The 15,628-nt window shown below is 42.3% G+C and carries 11 protein-coding genes; 7 read left to right on the forward strand and 4 right to left on the reverse strand.

Annotated features, from left to right (window positions below; translation table 11 throughout):
- Positions 1 to 74: 74 nt before the first annotated feature.
- Positions 75 to 845 (forward strand): ribosome biogenesis GTP-binding protein YihA/YsxC, encoded by a 771-nt coding sequence (gene yihA, locus FQ083_RS03810; RefSeq protein WP_220432356.1) that lies wholly within the window; start codon positions 75 to 77, stop codon positions 843 to 845.
- A gap of 107 nt (positions 846 to 952) precedes the next feature.
- Here yihA and FQ083_RS03815 read toward each other — a convergent pair whose 3' ends face one another.
- From FQ083_RS03815 to FQ083_RS03825, 3 genes are all read right to left on the reverse strand, one after another.
- Entirely contained in the window at positions 953 to 1,657 is a 705-nt protein-coding gene (locus tag FQ083_RS03815) for an HAD family hydrolase (RefSeq protein ID WP_149408893.1), read from the reverse strand.
- Between the two features lie 135 nt (positions 1,658 to 1,792).
- Complete coding sequence (locus FQ083_RS03820; protein ID WP_149408894.1) at positions 1,793 to 2,809, reverse strand: RluA family pseudouridine synthase; 1,017 nt, start codon at positions 2,807 to 2,809, stop codon at positions 1,793 to 1,795.
- Positions 2,810 to 3,190: 381 nt separating this feature from the next.
- The gene (locus FQ083_RS03825; protein ID WP_149408895.1) at positions 3,191 to 3,448 is read right to left on the reverse strand and encodes a hypothetical protein; all 258 of its coding nucleotides are present in this window, start codon (positions 3,446 to 3,448) and stop codon (positions 3,191 to 3,193) included.
- Positions 3,449 to 4,016: 568 nt separating this feature from the next.
- Between FQ083_RS03825 and FQ083_RS03830 the strand changes: the two genes are divergently transcribed.
- Positions 4,017 to 8,357 carry an Rne/Rng family ribonuclease gene (locus tag FQ083_RS03830; RefSeq protein WP_149408896.1) on the forward strand — a complete coding sequence of 1,447 codons (4,341 nt, stop codon included), beginning with the start codon at positions 4,017 to 4,019 and terminating at the stop codon, positions 8,355 to 8,357.
- Between the two features lie 124 nt (positions 8,358 to 8,481).
- Here the strand turns inward: FQ083_RS03830 and FQ083_RS03835 are convergent, their stop codons facing one another.
- Complete coding sequence (locus FQ083_RS03835) at positions 8,482 to 9,405, reverse strand: DUF808 domain-containing protein (protein ID WP_149408897.1); 924 nt, start codon at positions 9,403 to 9,405, stop codon at positions 8,482 to 8,484.
- 400 nt (positions 9,406 to 9,805) lie between these two features.
- On the opposite strand from FQ083_RS03835, the gene FQ083_RS03840 reads away from it, so the two are divergent.
- From FQ083_RS03840 to FQ083_RS03860, 5 genes are all read left to right on the forward strand, one after another.
- Positions 9,806 to 10,663, forward strand: a complete 858-nt coding sequence (locus FQ083_RS03840) for a DsbC family protein (protein WP_149408898.1) — start codon at positions 9,806 to 9,808, stop codon at positions 10,661 to 10,663.
- A gap of 214 nt (positions 10,664 to 10,877) precedes the next feature.
- Positions 10,878 to 12,224: a homoserine dehydrogenase gene (locus FQ083_RS03845; protein ID WP_149408899.1), complete on the forward strand. Its 1,347-nt coding sequence runs from the start codon at positions 10,878 to 10,880 to the stop codon at positions 12,222 to 12,224.
- A gap of 58 nt (positions 12,225 to 12,282) precedes the next feature.
- The gene (locus tag FQ083_RS03850) at positions 12,283 to 13,464 is read left to right on the forward strand and encodes a thiolase family protein (protein WP_149408900.1); all 1,182 of its coding nucleotides are present in this window, start codon (positions 12,283 to 12,285) and stop codon (positions 13,462 to 13,464) included.
- A 387-nt stretch (positions 13,465 to 13,851) separates the two neighbouring features.
- Complete coding sequence (locus tag FQ083_RS03855; protein WP_020442634.1) at positions 13,852 to 14,700, forward strand: DUF2382 domain-containing protein; 849 nt, start codon at positions 13,852 to 13,854, stop codon at positions 14,698 to 14,700.
- A gap of 171 nt (positions 14,701 to 14,871) precedes the next feature.
- Positions 14,872 to 15,540 (forward strand): YsnF/AvaK domain-containing protein, encoded by a 669-nt coding sequence (locus tag FQ083_RS03860; RefSeq protein WP_020442633.1) that lies wholly within the window; start codon positions 14,872 to 14,874, stop codon positions 15,538 to 15,540.
- Positions 15,541 to 15,628 lie beyond the last annotated feature (88 nt).

The following is a 15,628-nucleotide window of genomic DNA, read 5'->3' on the forward strand; positions in this document are numbered from 1 at the left end:
ACCGAGCAATTGCAAAATCTTTTACTATTTTATCTAAATTTAAGTATCTAAATTTTAACCGTAATGAGTCATTTATGAGTACCCCGTTCAACGATGTCGCCGCCAAGCATGCGGCTTTTAATACCAAAGCCCGTCAGCGTATTCAGCAAACTGAATTTATGATGTCAGCACCAACCTTTCGCCTGTGTCCTGCAGATATAGGCTTAGAGGTGGCATTTGCTGGTCGCTCAAACGCTGGTAAGTCTTCTGCCATTAATGCGCTTACCAACCAGCGCCAATTAGCACGCTCATCTAAAACGCCTGGTCGTACGCAGATGATTAACTTTTTTAATGTTGGTGATGCTGATAGACGATTGGTAGATTTGCCAGGTTATGGCTATGCCGCTGTACCGCTTGAGATGAAAAAAGAATGGCAGGTTGAGTTAGAAGAGTACTTGGTATCGCGCTCAAGCCTTGCAGGTCTGGTGCTGATGAGCGATATTCGTCATCCATTGAAGTTCTTTGATGAGCAAATGCTACGTTGGGCAAAAGATGGTGAGCTGCCCGTTCATATCTTGTTAACGAAAGCAGATAAGCTAAAGTATGGTGCCTCTAAAAATGCGTTGCTTAATACTCGTAAAAGACTGAAAGAACTGGGTCTGAACTGTAGTATTCAGCTGTTTTCAGCCTTAAGAAAAGAAGGTCTGGATGAATTAGCAGGCGTTATGGGCAACTGGTATGAGTATCAGCTTGATGCAGACAAAATTATCGAGTCCTCTTTTGCATTGCTAGAAGGCGATGAGCTAGAAGACGCAATCGAACAGGATGCGCTTCAAAAAGACAGCTCTCAAGAAGACAGCAAATAAATCTCATATCCTTCAATGAAAAAGGGTTTATCGTTATTATCGATAAACCCTTTTTTTGTTATCATTTTTTACCATTTAAGCAGATTATCATTTACACCGATTTATATTTAAGCGCATAATAATTGTGCCAACGCTTGGGGCGTGTCCACCTGATATGTGGGCTGCTGTGCGGCAAGCTCGTCGCTGCTGGCGGTACCATAATTAACTGCAATACTGGTCATGCCCAGACTGTTTGCCATTTGAATATCATAAATGCTATCACCGATAAATACGGCATCAGAGATTTGCTGTTCGGTATATTGCAAAATATCCGTCAGCATTTGCGGGTCAGGTTTGGAGCCTGCTTCATCCGCACAGCGCGTCATAACAAAATAATGATGGCTATCTGAAGCGTCCAAAACACGATCTAGACCCTTACGTTTTTTACCTGTCGCAACTGCAAGCTGACGGTTTTGCTGCTGCAAGGCTTGTAGCATATTTTCTATCGGCGCAAAGAACGGTGTACACTGGCTGTTAGCAATATAATAATCTGCGTAACTTTGTTGAATTAACAGTTTTTGCTCATCGCTTGAATGCGGATATAAAAGCTCAATGCCCTTCATTAAACTTAACCCGATAATATCTTTTACAGCCTTATCGGTTGTATTGAAGCCATGTGCCTCACCTGCTATATGCATAGCCTCAACAATCAAGCCAATCGAATCCATTAGCGTACCGTCCCAATCAAATATGATTAAGGTCTTATCGGCTAAATGATGCGGGTTGGCTGACTGAGAACTCTGAGCAGGAATCATTGTAGTAGTTTGGCTCATAAATATACCTTCATGAATAATCATAATAAATGGCAGATAGCAAAACGTCACGGCGACTTATGTTTCATAAGCTATCGTGACGTTTAAAGCTGATGCTTAACATAGCATCTAATCAAAGCTTGTTTAAGCAGCCGATTATTTAGGCAAATTGGCTTTAATCTCTTCTGGCATCCAGTCGAGCATCTCTTCTGGTAAAGGCGCAGTGATAGTCTCATAACCAGGTATATCTAGGCGCCACGCATGTAAGCACAGACGATGCACGCCAGATTTATCATGTACATTGTACTTATCATCGCCCAAGATAGCATGACCAATGTGCGCCAAATGTACACGAATTTGATGGGTACGTCCGGTGAGCGGCTTGGCTTCAATCAAGCTAACGGGCTGCTCAGCAATCATAAAACGACCATGAACGACGATATCAGTCTGACTCTCTTTGGTTTGTGGATCTTCTGCATCTACCTTAACGCGGCGCTCACCGCTTGCAAGCGTATAACGCAACAATGACGCATCGATACGTTGTTCGTTAAGTGCAGGCTGACCTTTTGCAATACATAAATAATGCTTTTGAATGGTTTTGTCGACCAGATGTTGCTGCAATACTTTAAGTGCAGAGCGTTTTTTAGAGATCATCAATAAACCTGAAGTATCTTTATCGATACGATGCACCAGCTCTAAATACTTCTTGCCTGTGACTTCACGCATGGCTTCAATAACACCAAATGCAAGACCACTACCGCCATGAACCGCAATACCTGATGGCTTATTAAGCACGATCAAACCTTCATCTTCATAGACCACACGCGCCAATAAACTTTTGGCAAATTCGGTGCTGATGATAGGTTTTTCACGAGTGGCAAGTACCACTGGCGCAATACGTACCACGTCTTCACGCTGCACTCTGTCATGAGCCTTGCAGCGCTTGTTATTAACGCGAATCTCATCTGAGCGAATCATTTTATAGATATGCGGTTTTGGCAAACCTTTTAAGCGATTAAGCAAAAAGTTATCCAAGCGCTGGTCGTGCTGATGACGCGTGACTTCAAGGTAATTGACCTTGCCGAAGTTGCTAATCTCATCGTCAGCACTTTGTGGGCGCGTTTTGCTATTAAAGATAGCTGGCGCTTCGTGGATAGGTTCGTCGTTTGTCATTTTTGAGTTCGTCATTTTTAGTTAGGCAATTACATAAAGATTTGCTATAGTTTAACATGTTGAGCGCCAATTAAGCAGAGGCTGAGACAATAATTCATTGCTAATTGATTGTTGTTTTAGGTGGAAAATATCGATTTTATGACTGGCTAATCACTTGTCAATACAATCGGCTGACTCATACAACCTATGCAAGCTCGGCGCTTCATCTGATTTTAAGGGTGTTATAGCAACAGATATACTTTATAATACCTAATAAAATGAAAGAATATGACTGATATTTATCAGTAAAAAAATATTTTTTAGTAAAAACTATTTATTCTTATGAAGCATTTCTTACAGAATATTATGACAATAGATAGTATCGACTTGATAAATATGGCATTAGCCTTTTATTAAGCGATAACCAACCATATACCCTTTACTCACTACCCGCATGATAACGACTTGATTTGATGATTTATTATCTAACAGTCCTTTAGCCGCGTGCAGTTGAGCAAGTATGGGTCGTTGAGAGTGCAATCGAGTATTACCCTGTAAACCTCGATAACTGCCTGAGTATTGGTGGTCAAACAGAGGACGATAAGTAGAATAGACATGAGACACCGTGCCGATAAGCCGGTCATTTATTCTGTTTGCCAAGTACGCCCCGCTGATGACTAACGCAGCAAGAACTCGCTTTGAGACGCCCAAGATATTATTAACGTTATATCCAAAAGAACGATAAATAAAGAATGACCAATTGCTTGACCTAGATGGATAACTGCTGAATCGTACTGTTTTATATAGTCGACAGCAATATTATTGCTAGACTTTGATTGATTGTGCCAGCACGATGCTTTTTTGGTATCAGTAATACCTTTATATATCAGTAACCATGCGCCGCTATGACAAAATGACAAAGCGTGCTGATCACCAACATGGTTCGAAATATTGATAATAAACGATCACTACCCTGCTTATACATTAATCGTTACCACTAGCCTGATTATATTAAGATATAGATATGTAATAGCCTTACACCCTATGCTCTCTACATCGACGTTATGCCACTGGTTGAAAGTAAAGCTTTTGAAGAGTGTTTTCACGCTTTATTTACGTTCTCTCGTTAATTTATATCTGCTCATGCTAATTTTGTTATTAGCAAATACTTGCCACTTTACCCTAAAGCCTGTCTTTTCGTTATTATGCGTACTCATAGGATACTATTATGAAACGCATTTTAATCAACGCCACCCAAAACGAAGAGATTCGTGTTGCCCTCTGTAAAGGCAATCATCTATACGATTTCGATCTCGAAAACCGTACCCGCGAACAAAAAAAATCTAATATCTATAAAGGTCATGTGACCCGTGTCGAGCCATCACTTGAAGCGGTATTTGTCGAATATGGCTCACAGCGTCAAGGTTTTTTGCCGATTCGTGAAATCTCTGCCGAATACTTAAGCGGCAATCCACGTGATGAAAACATCAAAAAGCTGATCAAAGAAGGTGACGAGCTCATCGTCCAAGTTGAAAAAGAAGAGCGCGGCAATAAAGGCGCTGCCCTTTCAACTTATGTGTCATTGGCTGGTCGTTATCTGGTATTAATGCCAAACAATCCTCGCGGCGGTGGCATCTCGCGTCAAATCTCAGGCAAACTGCGTGAAGATATGAAACGTATGCTTGGCAGCTTAGATCTGCCAAAAGGCATGAGTGTCATCATACGTACTGCTGGTATTGGTAAAACCCAAGAAGACTTGCAGCACGATTTAAATCATTTGCTAAACATCTGGCAAGCCATTCAAGAACAAAACCAAAAATATCCATCACCGCGCCTAGTGCATCAAGAAGCGGGCGTCGTTACGCGTGCTGTCCGTGACTATCTACGTGATGACATCTCTGAGATTTGGATTGATAACGAAAACGCTTATATTGAAGCGGCGGGCTTTATCGATGCTGTGATGCCAAAACAGGCTGAAAAACTACGCAAATATACCGATTATGAGCCGATGTTTTCGCGCTTTAATATTGAAAAACAGATTGAAACCGCCTATCAGCGTGAAGTTCGCCTACCATCAGGTGGCTCAATTGTTATCGATCAGACAGAAGCATTGGTATCTATCGATATCAACTCTGCTAAGTCTACTAAAGGTTCAGACGTTGCTGAAACCGCTTACCATACCAATCTAGAAGCCGCCGATGAGATTGCCCGTCAATTGCGCCTGCGTGATATGGGCGGTTTGATTGTCATTGATTTCATTGATATGAATGACAACAAGCATCAAAAAGAAGTTGAAAAACGTTTGATTGATGCTACCAAATATGACCGTGCCCGTGTCCAGTTTGGTGACATTTCTAAGTTTGGTTTGATGGAAATGAGCCGTCAGCGCCTGCGTCCATCATTAGAAGAGTCAACCGGTTATATCTGCCCACGCTGTCATGGTAATGGCATGATTCGCGACCTGCGTTCATTGTCATTATCTATCATGCGTCAGATTGAGCAAATCGCGCTAAAAGAGCGTCAAGGTGAAGTTCAAGCGGAAGTACCGACTGATATCGCAGCGTTTTTGTTGAATGAGAAACGCGACAGCTTGGTCTATCTTGAACAAGACAGTGGTACGCGCATCACTATTTTGCCGCATGCGCATTTAGAGTCGCCAAACTTTAAACTTCACTTTAATCGTGATGGCTTTGCCCCGTCAAGCTACGAGCGTATCACCGATACTCAGCTGCAAGAACATAGCGAGCTTGGCTACAACGTTGACTGGCAAACGGCTGAAAAAGAGCGCCCTGAGCAGCAGCCAACTCGACAGCCTCGTCAAGCTGCGGATAAAAATAGCAGCGATCAAGCGCAGGCTCGTCCTAATGCCCAGCAAAGTACGCCTACGCAGCAGCAACAGAATAGCACCAGTCATAGCAATGAACATCGCAGTAATAACAATAGTAGCAATGTCACATCAGCACGTGCGCCACAGGCTCAAGAGACTCCAAGCGCTCAAAACCCTCAGAGCTCTCAAAACATTGTGACCCCATCATCGCCAGTAGCACCACAACCTACTGCTATTGCCGCTGCACAGCCGCAAGCAGTTGCTTGGTTATCTAATTTATTTGCGCAAGCACCGCAAGCTCAAACCACATCGAGTGTTAGTAGTCGAGATGCTGCTGAAGCTATTGAAGCATTGGTCAATACCGGAGCACAAAGTCTAGGCTCGTTTGGCCAAGTGGATAATACGGCTTTAGCGAACAATGACAATAGTCAAAATACTGCAACGCCTCAGCCAGCAACTAATCAGCAAAGTAGTAATGAGCAGAATCGTCAACTGACACGTTCTGCTGAGAGTAGTACTGATGATAGCAGCGACGCTGAAGAAAGAAGAAGACGTAAACCTCGCAAATCAAGACCATCTAAGCCGCGTCAAAGAAAAGAGCAGGCAGATGAAACTGAGAATAGCGCCACTAGCAATACGACTGACAGCAGCGCTAGCACTGATGACAAAGCTAACAATCAAGATAAACGTCATCAAGATAATAGACGTCATAGCGATCGTAATCGCAACAATCGCCAAGACAATAATCGTAATACAAATGAAGACAACGCTAATCCGACCAGTGTTAATGCAACCAGTGTCAGCGACAGCAGTCGTTCTGACAGCTCTGATAATGTAGTAGAAGAGCAAACTCGTACTAAGCGCAAATCGAACAGTCAACGTGGATCACGTGGCAAGCTTGAGCGCGGTGAAACTTTAACGGCAGCTGACTCTAAGCAAAACAATCAGCAAGCCTCTAAAAATGCTAACAGCAACAAAAACCAGTCTAATGCGCGTCGCAACCAAGACCCTAATGAAGTAGTATTACAGGTGAATGAAGCTACTAGTGAGCTCAAATCACCAGAAGTGGTACATTTGTCATTAGATGATAGCAAGTCTGCATCACGCCAAGCGACTCACAAGCAAGCAGTAATTGAAAGTGATACTGATGCTGAAAAAGAGCGTTCAGAGAATAATAATGAGCAGCGTGCGGATAAGCAAAAGTCAGTCGATAACAAACCAGCTCAACAAACTGCTAAAACGATTGATACCAGCAGCGATGCATCTGATAACACACAACAAAGTAGCGTCCAAGCTGAAACTTCCGAAAAAGTCTCTGCACAAGTCAATACTACTCAGATCGATCAAGTAGAAAAAAGTGCTAATCCCAACCAAGCGGATCAACCTACTTCGAAAGAAGACGATAAAAGCGGCGATAAAATTAGTAGCCACAAACCTGCTGTAGATGAACGAGCTAATACAAAAATTAGCATAGACAGTGAAGCCGAGAATACTGCATCAACTCAAGAAGTGTTAGCGGTACAAGTAGAAAAGGCAGCGCCAATCGAAACCACTCAGAAGGCTCATGTTACTGAAAATACTGCCGAAGAAAATGTGGTCGTGGATTCTAACGAAGTTGCTGCCGAGGATAGTAGCAGTCAGGCAGTACTTGAGCTTACCCATGATGCTTTATTTGCTGAACGCTACGTTGCGGCAAATAAGTTTGGTCAAGCCAGTAATGACCCACGCGTCGTACGTCTTCAACAGGTGCAAGCATCATTTGCTAAAGCATCTCACGCAAATGAGCAAGATGCACAAGTTAGTGAACGCGCGCCTACCATTCGTGGTACGGTTGGTGAATTTATCCGTGCAACCTTAGCAGAGGCAGAAAATCGCTTAGCGACAGACGGTGTCATCAGCTGCTTTAATGCTGCTATCGCTAAGCATCTAGAGCAGACGCTAGTTAAAGACAGTGCTGACAAGCAAGTGGCTATTAAACCAGTTGCTCATAGCGACTTTGACTTTAGTAACTATGGCTATCAGCCTTTAGCAGCGGACTACATTGCACGTTTTGAGTCAATGACAAAAGCCGTCAGTCAGTTTGCAGCGTCCCAAGGTAAAACATCAGTAGAACCCCGTGCTATCAGTAAACGTGCTAGCAACGATCCACGTGGTCAGCATCCTGATTATAAAGAATCAGCGGTATTAGCTGTTACTGATACGGCAAATAACGAGCCCGTTCAAACGGGTATCGATATTGATGCGCATGAAGTAGAAGCCGATGCTCTGGCCAATCAAGCTCAAACAGATGCTGTCAGTGATCAAAGCAAGCAGTTATTAGATGCTGAACAAACATTAGCAGAAGTAGATGCAGTGCAAGCTCATATCGAAAGCAATGATATCGAAAGTATCAAAAGTGCCGAAAATGATGTAGCTGAAATTAAAATGACCGACGTCGACGCTGCTGAGGTTGAAAACGTTACTGTCGAGCAAAGTGAGACTGTACAAGATGCTGAATCAATAGTAGCGCCTTCTCTAAAAGACGACAGTCAAGCAGCCAAGTCAAAAACGACCATAGCCAGTTATAAAAACATGATTGAAAATGTGGCAGAGCAATTACTACCACAAAAAGGCATGTTCAACTTAACAACGCCTAAAGTACCAAAGGCTCGTGCCCGTAAGCCAAAAGCTGACCATAAAAAGCCGACGCAAGCTGAAAAACTTGAGTCAGATGATTCAGATAACTCAAATAGAGAGAGCTAATCGTAAGTTACCCTGTCTAAAAAGCAAAAGCCCCAAAGTTGTCAGCAACTTTGGGGCTTTTTTTATTTTCTATTTGATCGAATATAAGAGCTTATTTAATATTGTCGATTAACAACCAAAGCTATTAATGAGCAGCAGATTCATCCTTGTTGCGTATTTTACCAACAACCGTCAAGAGTGCAACGATGATCGCGCCAATAATAAAGCCAATAACACCATTCAATAGGGCGGTAGTGAAACTTTCAAAAATACCGGTCAAATGCGCAATATCCTCAACACCATGATATAAGAAATTAATACCATGCACTAAGATACCACCACCGACTAAGAACATCGCTAAGGTACCAGCGATAGATAGAAATTTCATTAATTTGGGCGCTGCAGCAAATAAAACCTTACCGACCTTTTGGGTAAATGCGCCTTCTTTTTCCATCATATGTAAACCAACATCATCAATCTTGACAATACCGGCAACCAGACCATAAATACCAACGGTAATACTAATCGCTAAAATAGACAGCACCAAACTGCGCTCTAGCAAAGTTGCGCTAGCAGTGGCACCCAGTGCAATCACAATGATTTCTGCTGATAAAATAAAATCGGTACGTATTGCTCCTTTGATTTTCTCTTTTTCAAAAGCAACCAAATCTACCTTTTCATCAGCATTGGCTTTTCGACGAGCTTCTTGCTCTTCATCATGCGGTAAAGCATGTGGCCAAAAGCGGTGGATGACTTTTTCAGCACCTTCATACACCAAAAACAACCCACCACACATCAATAAAAACGTAATTAATGGCGGGTAAATGGCACTGATAAGTAACGCCGCTGGGACCAAAATGAGCTTATTAATAAATGAGCCTTTGGCAACCGCCCAAACAACGGGAAGCTCACGGTTTGCTTTGACGCCTGAGACTTGCTCAGCGTTAAGTGCTAAGTCATCACCCAACACCCCTGCTGTTTTTTTGGCGGCGATTTTGGTCATGACCGAAACGTCATCCAAGATCACACTGATATCATCAAGTAAGGTTAATAAACTGGCACCTGCCATAGTTGCTCCTTAAGCTAAATTGCTTCAATAAGTAAATTTTCAAATAACAGATGACTCTGTCGTAAAATATGGTCAGTCACAAAACACAGTTATAAGCAGTAGCCTACCTAGACATAAAATGATATGAAATAGCACAAATGTATTTTATTTATATTTTCTTAACGAATAGCTACAAATTGTGTATTTAATAAGACCGTTATACAGGCTTTCGCGGTTATTTATAAAAATATGCTAATATGAGGCTGATTATTAGTTATCTTTTGTTATCAATAAACTGTAAAAATTTATTACCTCTTATAGATCGATCTAGTCATCATATTAGATCAAAATTCCAAAAAATCTTCATTACCTTTTGCTACCAAAATCTTGATTAGGCATGACTGCCTAAAGGAAACATCCTATGTTCTTAGCACCTTTTTCTAAAACCAATCCCAACCGTGATACGTTTTCTCGCAGTCCTCTTACTCGTGTTATGAGTGCTGCCTTGCTGGTTATCGTTGCAGCTGGCTGCTCTAATAATGCAGCAGATGCGACCAACAATACAGATCTTGTCAATAGCAGCAAAGCCAAAACGAGTACTGCTGCGGTTTCTAAGGACAGCGATGCTAAAGTAGTAAAGTCTTTGCAAGCCAATTTAAAGGCTTCTGGTATTGAAGAGACTGTCCTCTCAGCTGTACCAACCGATATGACTGGTATTTATTGGGTGACAGCTGAAGGATTGCCTTCTTTTTTTACGGATAAGGCGGGCAAGCATATTATTCAAGGGCAAATCATCGCTGTTGGTGCAGAAGCGCCTGTGGATATTAGTGCCGCGTTGTTGGCCAATACTGCCCAAGAAGCGTTAAAAGCAGTCGACAAAAAAGACATGGTTATTTATCCAGCAAAGGGCGCCATTAAAGCTGTGGTTTACGCCTTTACAGATGCAGATTGTGGTTATTGCCGTAAATTGCATGAAGAAATGGATGATATTAATACACGTGGCATCGAGGTACGTTATTTGGCATGGCCACGTAGCCAAGAATCAGTGCCAAAAATGGAAGCTATTTGGTGTAGTCAAGATCGTAAGGCGGCAATGAATCAGGGGAAAGCTGGCGCCGATGTGCAAGCGCCTAGCTGTGCCAATCCTGTACAAGAACAGATGGCATTAGGGGCAAAACTTGGTGTGCGAGGTACGCCCGCTATCTTTACTGAAGCAGGACAGCAAGTAGGCGGCTATCTACCTGCAGCTCAATTGGCAGAAGCAGTTGGTGCTAACTAAAAACGGTTATATGATTTAAGTATTTGTGATATGTATGACGGTGGCGACATTGTGTAGACGTCACAACTGCTTATCGGTATGATAGGATAAAGCGCTAGGCAAACTTAGCCATATAATTTCTATATAAGCGCTTATTTATGTTAGTGATTCTTGTAGTTTCAAGATCTTTCATAGCAGCGTTTTTTATCCCACTATTTAATCTCTTGAGGATCCTGTGAGCAAATCCATCAAACTAGCGATACTTGGTTTAGGCACCGTCGGAACGGGCGTGGTCAATCTAATCAATGATAATTTAGATGAACTAAAACGTCGTAGCGGACGCGACATTGTGATTACCGAAGTTGGTATTCGTCGTCAGCGTGATGACATTAATCCCAATATTATGCAAAACAGTGATCTGATGGCAACCGCTGCCAGTGACAATGTCGATATTGTCATCGAATTGATTGGCGGTACGACCCTTGCAAAAGACGTTATTATGCACGCCATCAAAAATGGCAAGCATGTGGTGACCGCCAATAAAGCGTTATTGGCTGAGCATGGTAATGAGATTTTTGCTTTTGCTGAACAGCATAATGTTCATGTCGCCTATGAAGCAGCCGTAGCAGGTGGTATTCCAATTATTAAGGTCATGCGTGAAGGTTTAGCTGCCAATAAAATTGATTGGCTAGCGGGTATCATTAATGGTACGGGCAACTTTATCATGACAGAGATGCGCGATAAAGGTCGTCCGTTTGCCGATGTACTGAACGAGGCGCAAGCACTTGGTTATGCTGAAGCCGACCCTACTTTTGACGTTGAAGGTATCGATGCGGCGCACAAGCTGGCGCTACTTGCCTCTATCGCCTTTGGTATTCCATTGCAGTTTAACAAAGTCTACTGTGAAGGTATTACCGGTATTACTTTGCAGGATGTCAATTACGCTGAAGAGCTTGGCTATCGTATCAAGCACTTGGGCTTTGCAGTTCGCCGTGCAGGAAATGGCAGTGGGGACGACAGCGCTGGTATTGAGCTGCGTGTACACCCAACACTGATTCCACAGAACGCCCTGCTTGCTAATGTTAATGGCGTAAAGAATGCCGTACTGGTGAACTCTCACCCTCTCGGTCAGACGTTATATTGCGGTGACGGCGCAGGTGCAGGCGCAACGGCTTCTGCAGTGATGGCAGATGTGATGGATTTAGTGCGTGTATTAGGATGTAAAGATGCTGACCAACAAAACAGCAATGGTCATCATGTACCGCACTTAGCTTTTATCCCTGAAAAATTGTCAGATACGCCAATATTGCGTGCTGAACAAATGATTACTGGATATTATTTACGTGTACATGCCTATGACAGTCCTGGAGTATTGGCAGATATTACCCGTATCTTGAGTGATGCCGGTATCAATATCGATGCTATTTTACAAAAACCGGCGCATAAGCTTGGGCAAGTGCCAGTGATTATTTTAACGCTGCCAGTGGTTGAGAGTCAGATGAATCTTGCCATCGAAAAAATCGAGAAGTTAGACACCATTACTGATAAAGTAGTACGCATACGCTTAGATGAGCTGGCGTAAAAATATGCTTTAATCAATCAAATATGTTGGATTAAAATACTCAAAAAAGGAAATAACAATGTCACATGATGCAATTGTAATCTTAAACGGCGCTCGCACCCCAATGGGCGGCTTCCAAGGCGCATTGACAGACATAAGCGCCACAGATTTGGGCGCAGCGGCTATCAAAGCAGCTGTTGCGCGTTCAGGCGTTAATGTTGATAATATTGATGAAGTTATTATGGGTTGTATCTTAACCGCAGGTTTGGGTCAAGGTCCTGCGCGTCAGGCGATGCGCAAAGCTGGCTTGTCTGATGCAACGGGTGCAGTTACCATCAATAAGCTGTGCGGTTCAGGTCTAAAAGCAGTTATGCAAGCGCATGACGGTATCAAAGCCGGAAGCTTTAAAGTTGCCGTTGCTGGTGGTATGGAGTCGATGACCAATGCGCCTTATATCATGCCAGGTTCGCGTGGTGGTTATCGCATGGGACATAAAGAAGTCAAAGATCATATGTTCTTAGACGGTCTAGAAGATGCCGATACTGGCAAGCTAATGGGTCAATTTGCACAAGAAATGGCGGATGAAAAAGGCTATACGCGTGAACAAATGGATAATTTTGCTATTGAGTCGCTAAATCGTGCACTTACAGCGATCAAAGACAATCATTTCAAAGATGAAATTGAACCAGTTACGTTCAAAACTCGTAAAGGCGAACAAACGGTTGATACCGATGAGCAGCCTGCCCTTGCTAATGCTGAGCGCATCCCTACTTTGCGTCCTGCCTTTGCAAAAGACGGTACCATCACCGCAGCAAACGCCAGCTCTATATCAGACGGTGCTGCAGCTGTTGTATTGATGAAAGAGTCACAAGCCAAAGAAGAAGGTCTAGAGTATCAAGCGCGTATCATTGCGACTGCCTCTAATTCTCGTCACCCAAGCGAGTTTACTATTGCCCCTGTTGGCGCAATTGAAAAAGTATTGGCAAGTGCTGGCTGGTCAGTCGCTGATGTCGATTTATGGGAAATCAATGAAGCATTCGCTATGGTTACGATGGCAGCAATGGATGAGCTAAACATTGAACATGCTAAAGTAAACATCGAAGGCGGTGCTTGTGCCCTTGGTCATCCAGTGGGCTGTTCAGGCGCTCGTATCCTAGTGACGCTTATTAACTCTCTAAAGCGTACTGGTGGCAAAAAAGGCGTTGCTACACTGTGTATCGGTGGCGGCGAAGCAGTAGCCGTAGCAATCGAATTGGCTTAAGCTATTTTAAAATGATCGGTATGCTGTAAATCTTTAGCTTATTATTAGAATCTAAAACCGCGTTGCTTTGAGCAATGCGGTTTTTTTATGTCAAAATATTAACACCCGTCTGCTTAAACGTATTAGCGTAGGAAAGCCTTAACTTAAAGGTTATATAGTGATTATGCTCTTTACAGCCTATTACACACCCTTACGTCAAGCGCACACTTTGCTACCTTGCTTATATATCTCATGCCAAATCGTCCTGTTACGATAACAACAAGTCGAGATAGCGACTGGCTATAATAAATGCTATTGCTTGAACCGTTTATCTAATAACAGTTTATATAAGAATATCAATAAACCATTTTATAAAAAGAAATTTACTCATACAAAAGGAAGATAATAATGAGCCAACTTATTCGTTTAAGAGATATCCAAGCAACTCACCGTGATCTGATCGGTGATGATTATTATGACCCAACTGGCAAGACTGCTTTTGGTGTCAATGAAGAAAAAATCGGTAAAATCGAAGGCGCATTGGTAGAAGATACTACTGGTCGCATTCGTTACTTAATCGTCGATGCAGGTGGCTGGTTTAGCTCAAAAGAAGTATTGGTACCAGCAGGTTTAGCACGTATCGTTGGTGATGACGTATTCTTTGATAGCTTGACCAAATCGCAGGTCGAAGCGATGGAAGTCTATGACCATGATTATCAATATAGCTATAAAGAACAGTATGAAAGAGACCGTCAGGCATTTGTCGCTGACAGTATCCCAGAAGCTGAGCGTATGGAAATTGCCGATCACAATTACGATGCACCAAATACCTTAGAGCTATTAGAAGAACGTCTGACTGTTAATAAAGATCGTATTGTGGCAGGTTTGGTAAAAGTCGGTAAGCATGTCGTGACTGAAGAGCGTAACGTCAATGTTGACTTGGAAGAAGAGCATGCCAATATTGAACGCACCAACGTTAATCGCCCAACTGAACGCCGTATCGGTGATATCGATGGCAATAATACGATCGAAGTTGAGCTAGAAGCTGAGCGTGCTCATGTCAATAAAGAGACCTATGTCACAGAAGAAGTGAATGTTGGTAAAACGACAGAACGTCATACTGAGACTATCGTAGATACCATTCAACGTGAAGAGCTAGATGTCGATAATAATGGTAACGTGATTGATCGTGATGGCAATTTGTTTACCCGTGATGATATCACTGCTGAAGATGTACGCCGCGCTCGTGGTATGTAATAGGCTAGGCATTCGTATGGTTTTATAATCTAAATAGTATTTGTGATATTGTTATATACTATTTAAATCAATACTATACGACAGCCATTAGCCACTGAGTGATTTTCTCAGTAGATAAGACCAGAGCTCGTCTCTGGTCTTTTTTTATATACAATAATAAGGACAATAACCATGAATGCTAATAATGAAAATAACTATCCTAATACCAACTATCCTGACTTTACCAATAATACCGCTAGTGGCACGCAAGATGATTTAACCTCATCTGACTTGTTATCATCTGATCATAGTCAGAAGCAAACAATAATAAGCAATCAACAAGAAAGTATTTCAGAAAATCTACCTGATACTAATAACAATAACGGTGGTTATCTAGAATTATTAGAAGAGCGCCCAGTAGTCAATAAAGAGCGCTTGGATGTTGGTAAAGTAACTGTCACCAAGCATTTTCGCACCAAAACTATTCAAGTACCTATTGAGCTGGTAGAAGAATATATCACGGTACGTACCGATTATCAGGATGCCGAAAGTCAGGATCTATTGTCAGGGAACTATGATGATAAAGACATATTGCGTCATGTAGAGCCTTCATTAGATAGTAAAGCCGTCGTTACTATTAATGGCACACAAGTTGAAATTGGCGATGCGCCTATTGAGATTGTTTTATCGCGTCAAATCGCAACCATTACTAAGGACACTTACGTCATCCAAGAAATAGCCATTGAAAAAACCACACATACGCATACTGACAGCATTGAAGTCGAACTCAAACATGAGGAACTCGATGTTACTGAAGAAGGGTTTTTGGCACATGAGCAAAATACGGCTCATAAGAGATAAGCTGTCGAGTTTCAAAGTTTGTGGAAATCAAAAGTAGAAAAGCAACGCGAACGTTGCTTTTTTTATATTAAATTATCCATTAACGTTC

Source organism: Psychrobacter sp. ANT_H59 (genome assembly GCF_008369225.1).
GTDB classification, from domain to species: Bacteria; Pseudomonadota; Gammaproteobacteria; order Pseudomonadales; family Moraxellaceae; genus Psychrobacter; species Psychrobacter cryohalolentis.

Excerpts from the sequence above, each read along its gene's own strand:
- FQ083_RS03820 (WP_149408894.1), bottom strand. The coding sequence starts at position 2,809 with ATGACAAACGACGAACCTATCCACGAAGCGCCAGCTATCTTTAATAGC.
- FQ083_RS03840 (WP_149408898.1), top strand. The coding sequence starts at position 9,806 with ATGTTCTTAGCACCTTTTTCTAAAACCAATCCCAACCGTGATACGTTT.
- FQ083_RS03815 (WP_149408893.1), bottom strand. The coding sequence starts at position 1,657 with ATGAGCCAAACTACTACAATGATTCCTGCTCAGAGTTCTCAGTCAGCC.
- FQ083_RS03850 (WP_149408900.1), top strand. The coding sequence starts at position 12,283 with ATGTCACATGATGCAATTGTAATCTTAAACGGCGCTCGCACCCCAATG.
- yihA (WP_220432356.1), top strand. The coding sequence starts at position 75 with ATGAGTACCCCGTTCAACGATGTCGCCGCCAAGCATGCGGCTTTTAAT.
- FQ083_RS03855 (WP_020442634.1), top strand. The coding sequence starts at position 13,852 with ATGAGCCAACTTATTCGTTTAAGAGATATCCAAGCAACTCACCGTGAT.
- FQ083_RS03835 (WP_149408897.1), bottom strand. The coding sequence starts at position 9,405 with ATGGCAGGTGCCAGTTTATTAACCTTACTTGATGATATCAGTGTGATC.
- FQ083_RS03860 (WP_020442633.1), top strand. The coding sequence starts at position 14,872 with ATGAATGCTAATAATGAAAATAACTATCCTAATACCAACTATCCTGAC.
- FQ083_RS03830 (WP_149408896.1), top strand. The coding sequence starts at position 4,017 with ATGAAACGCATTTTAATCAACGCCACCCAAAACGAAGAGATTCGTGTT.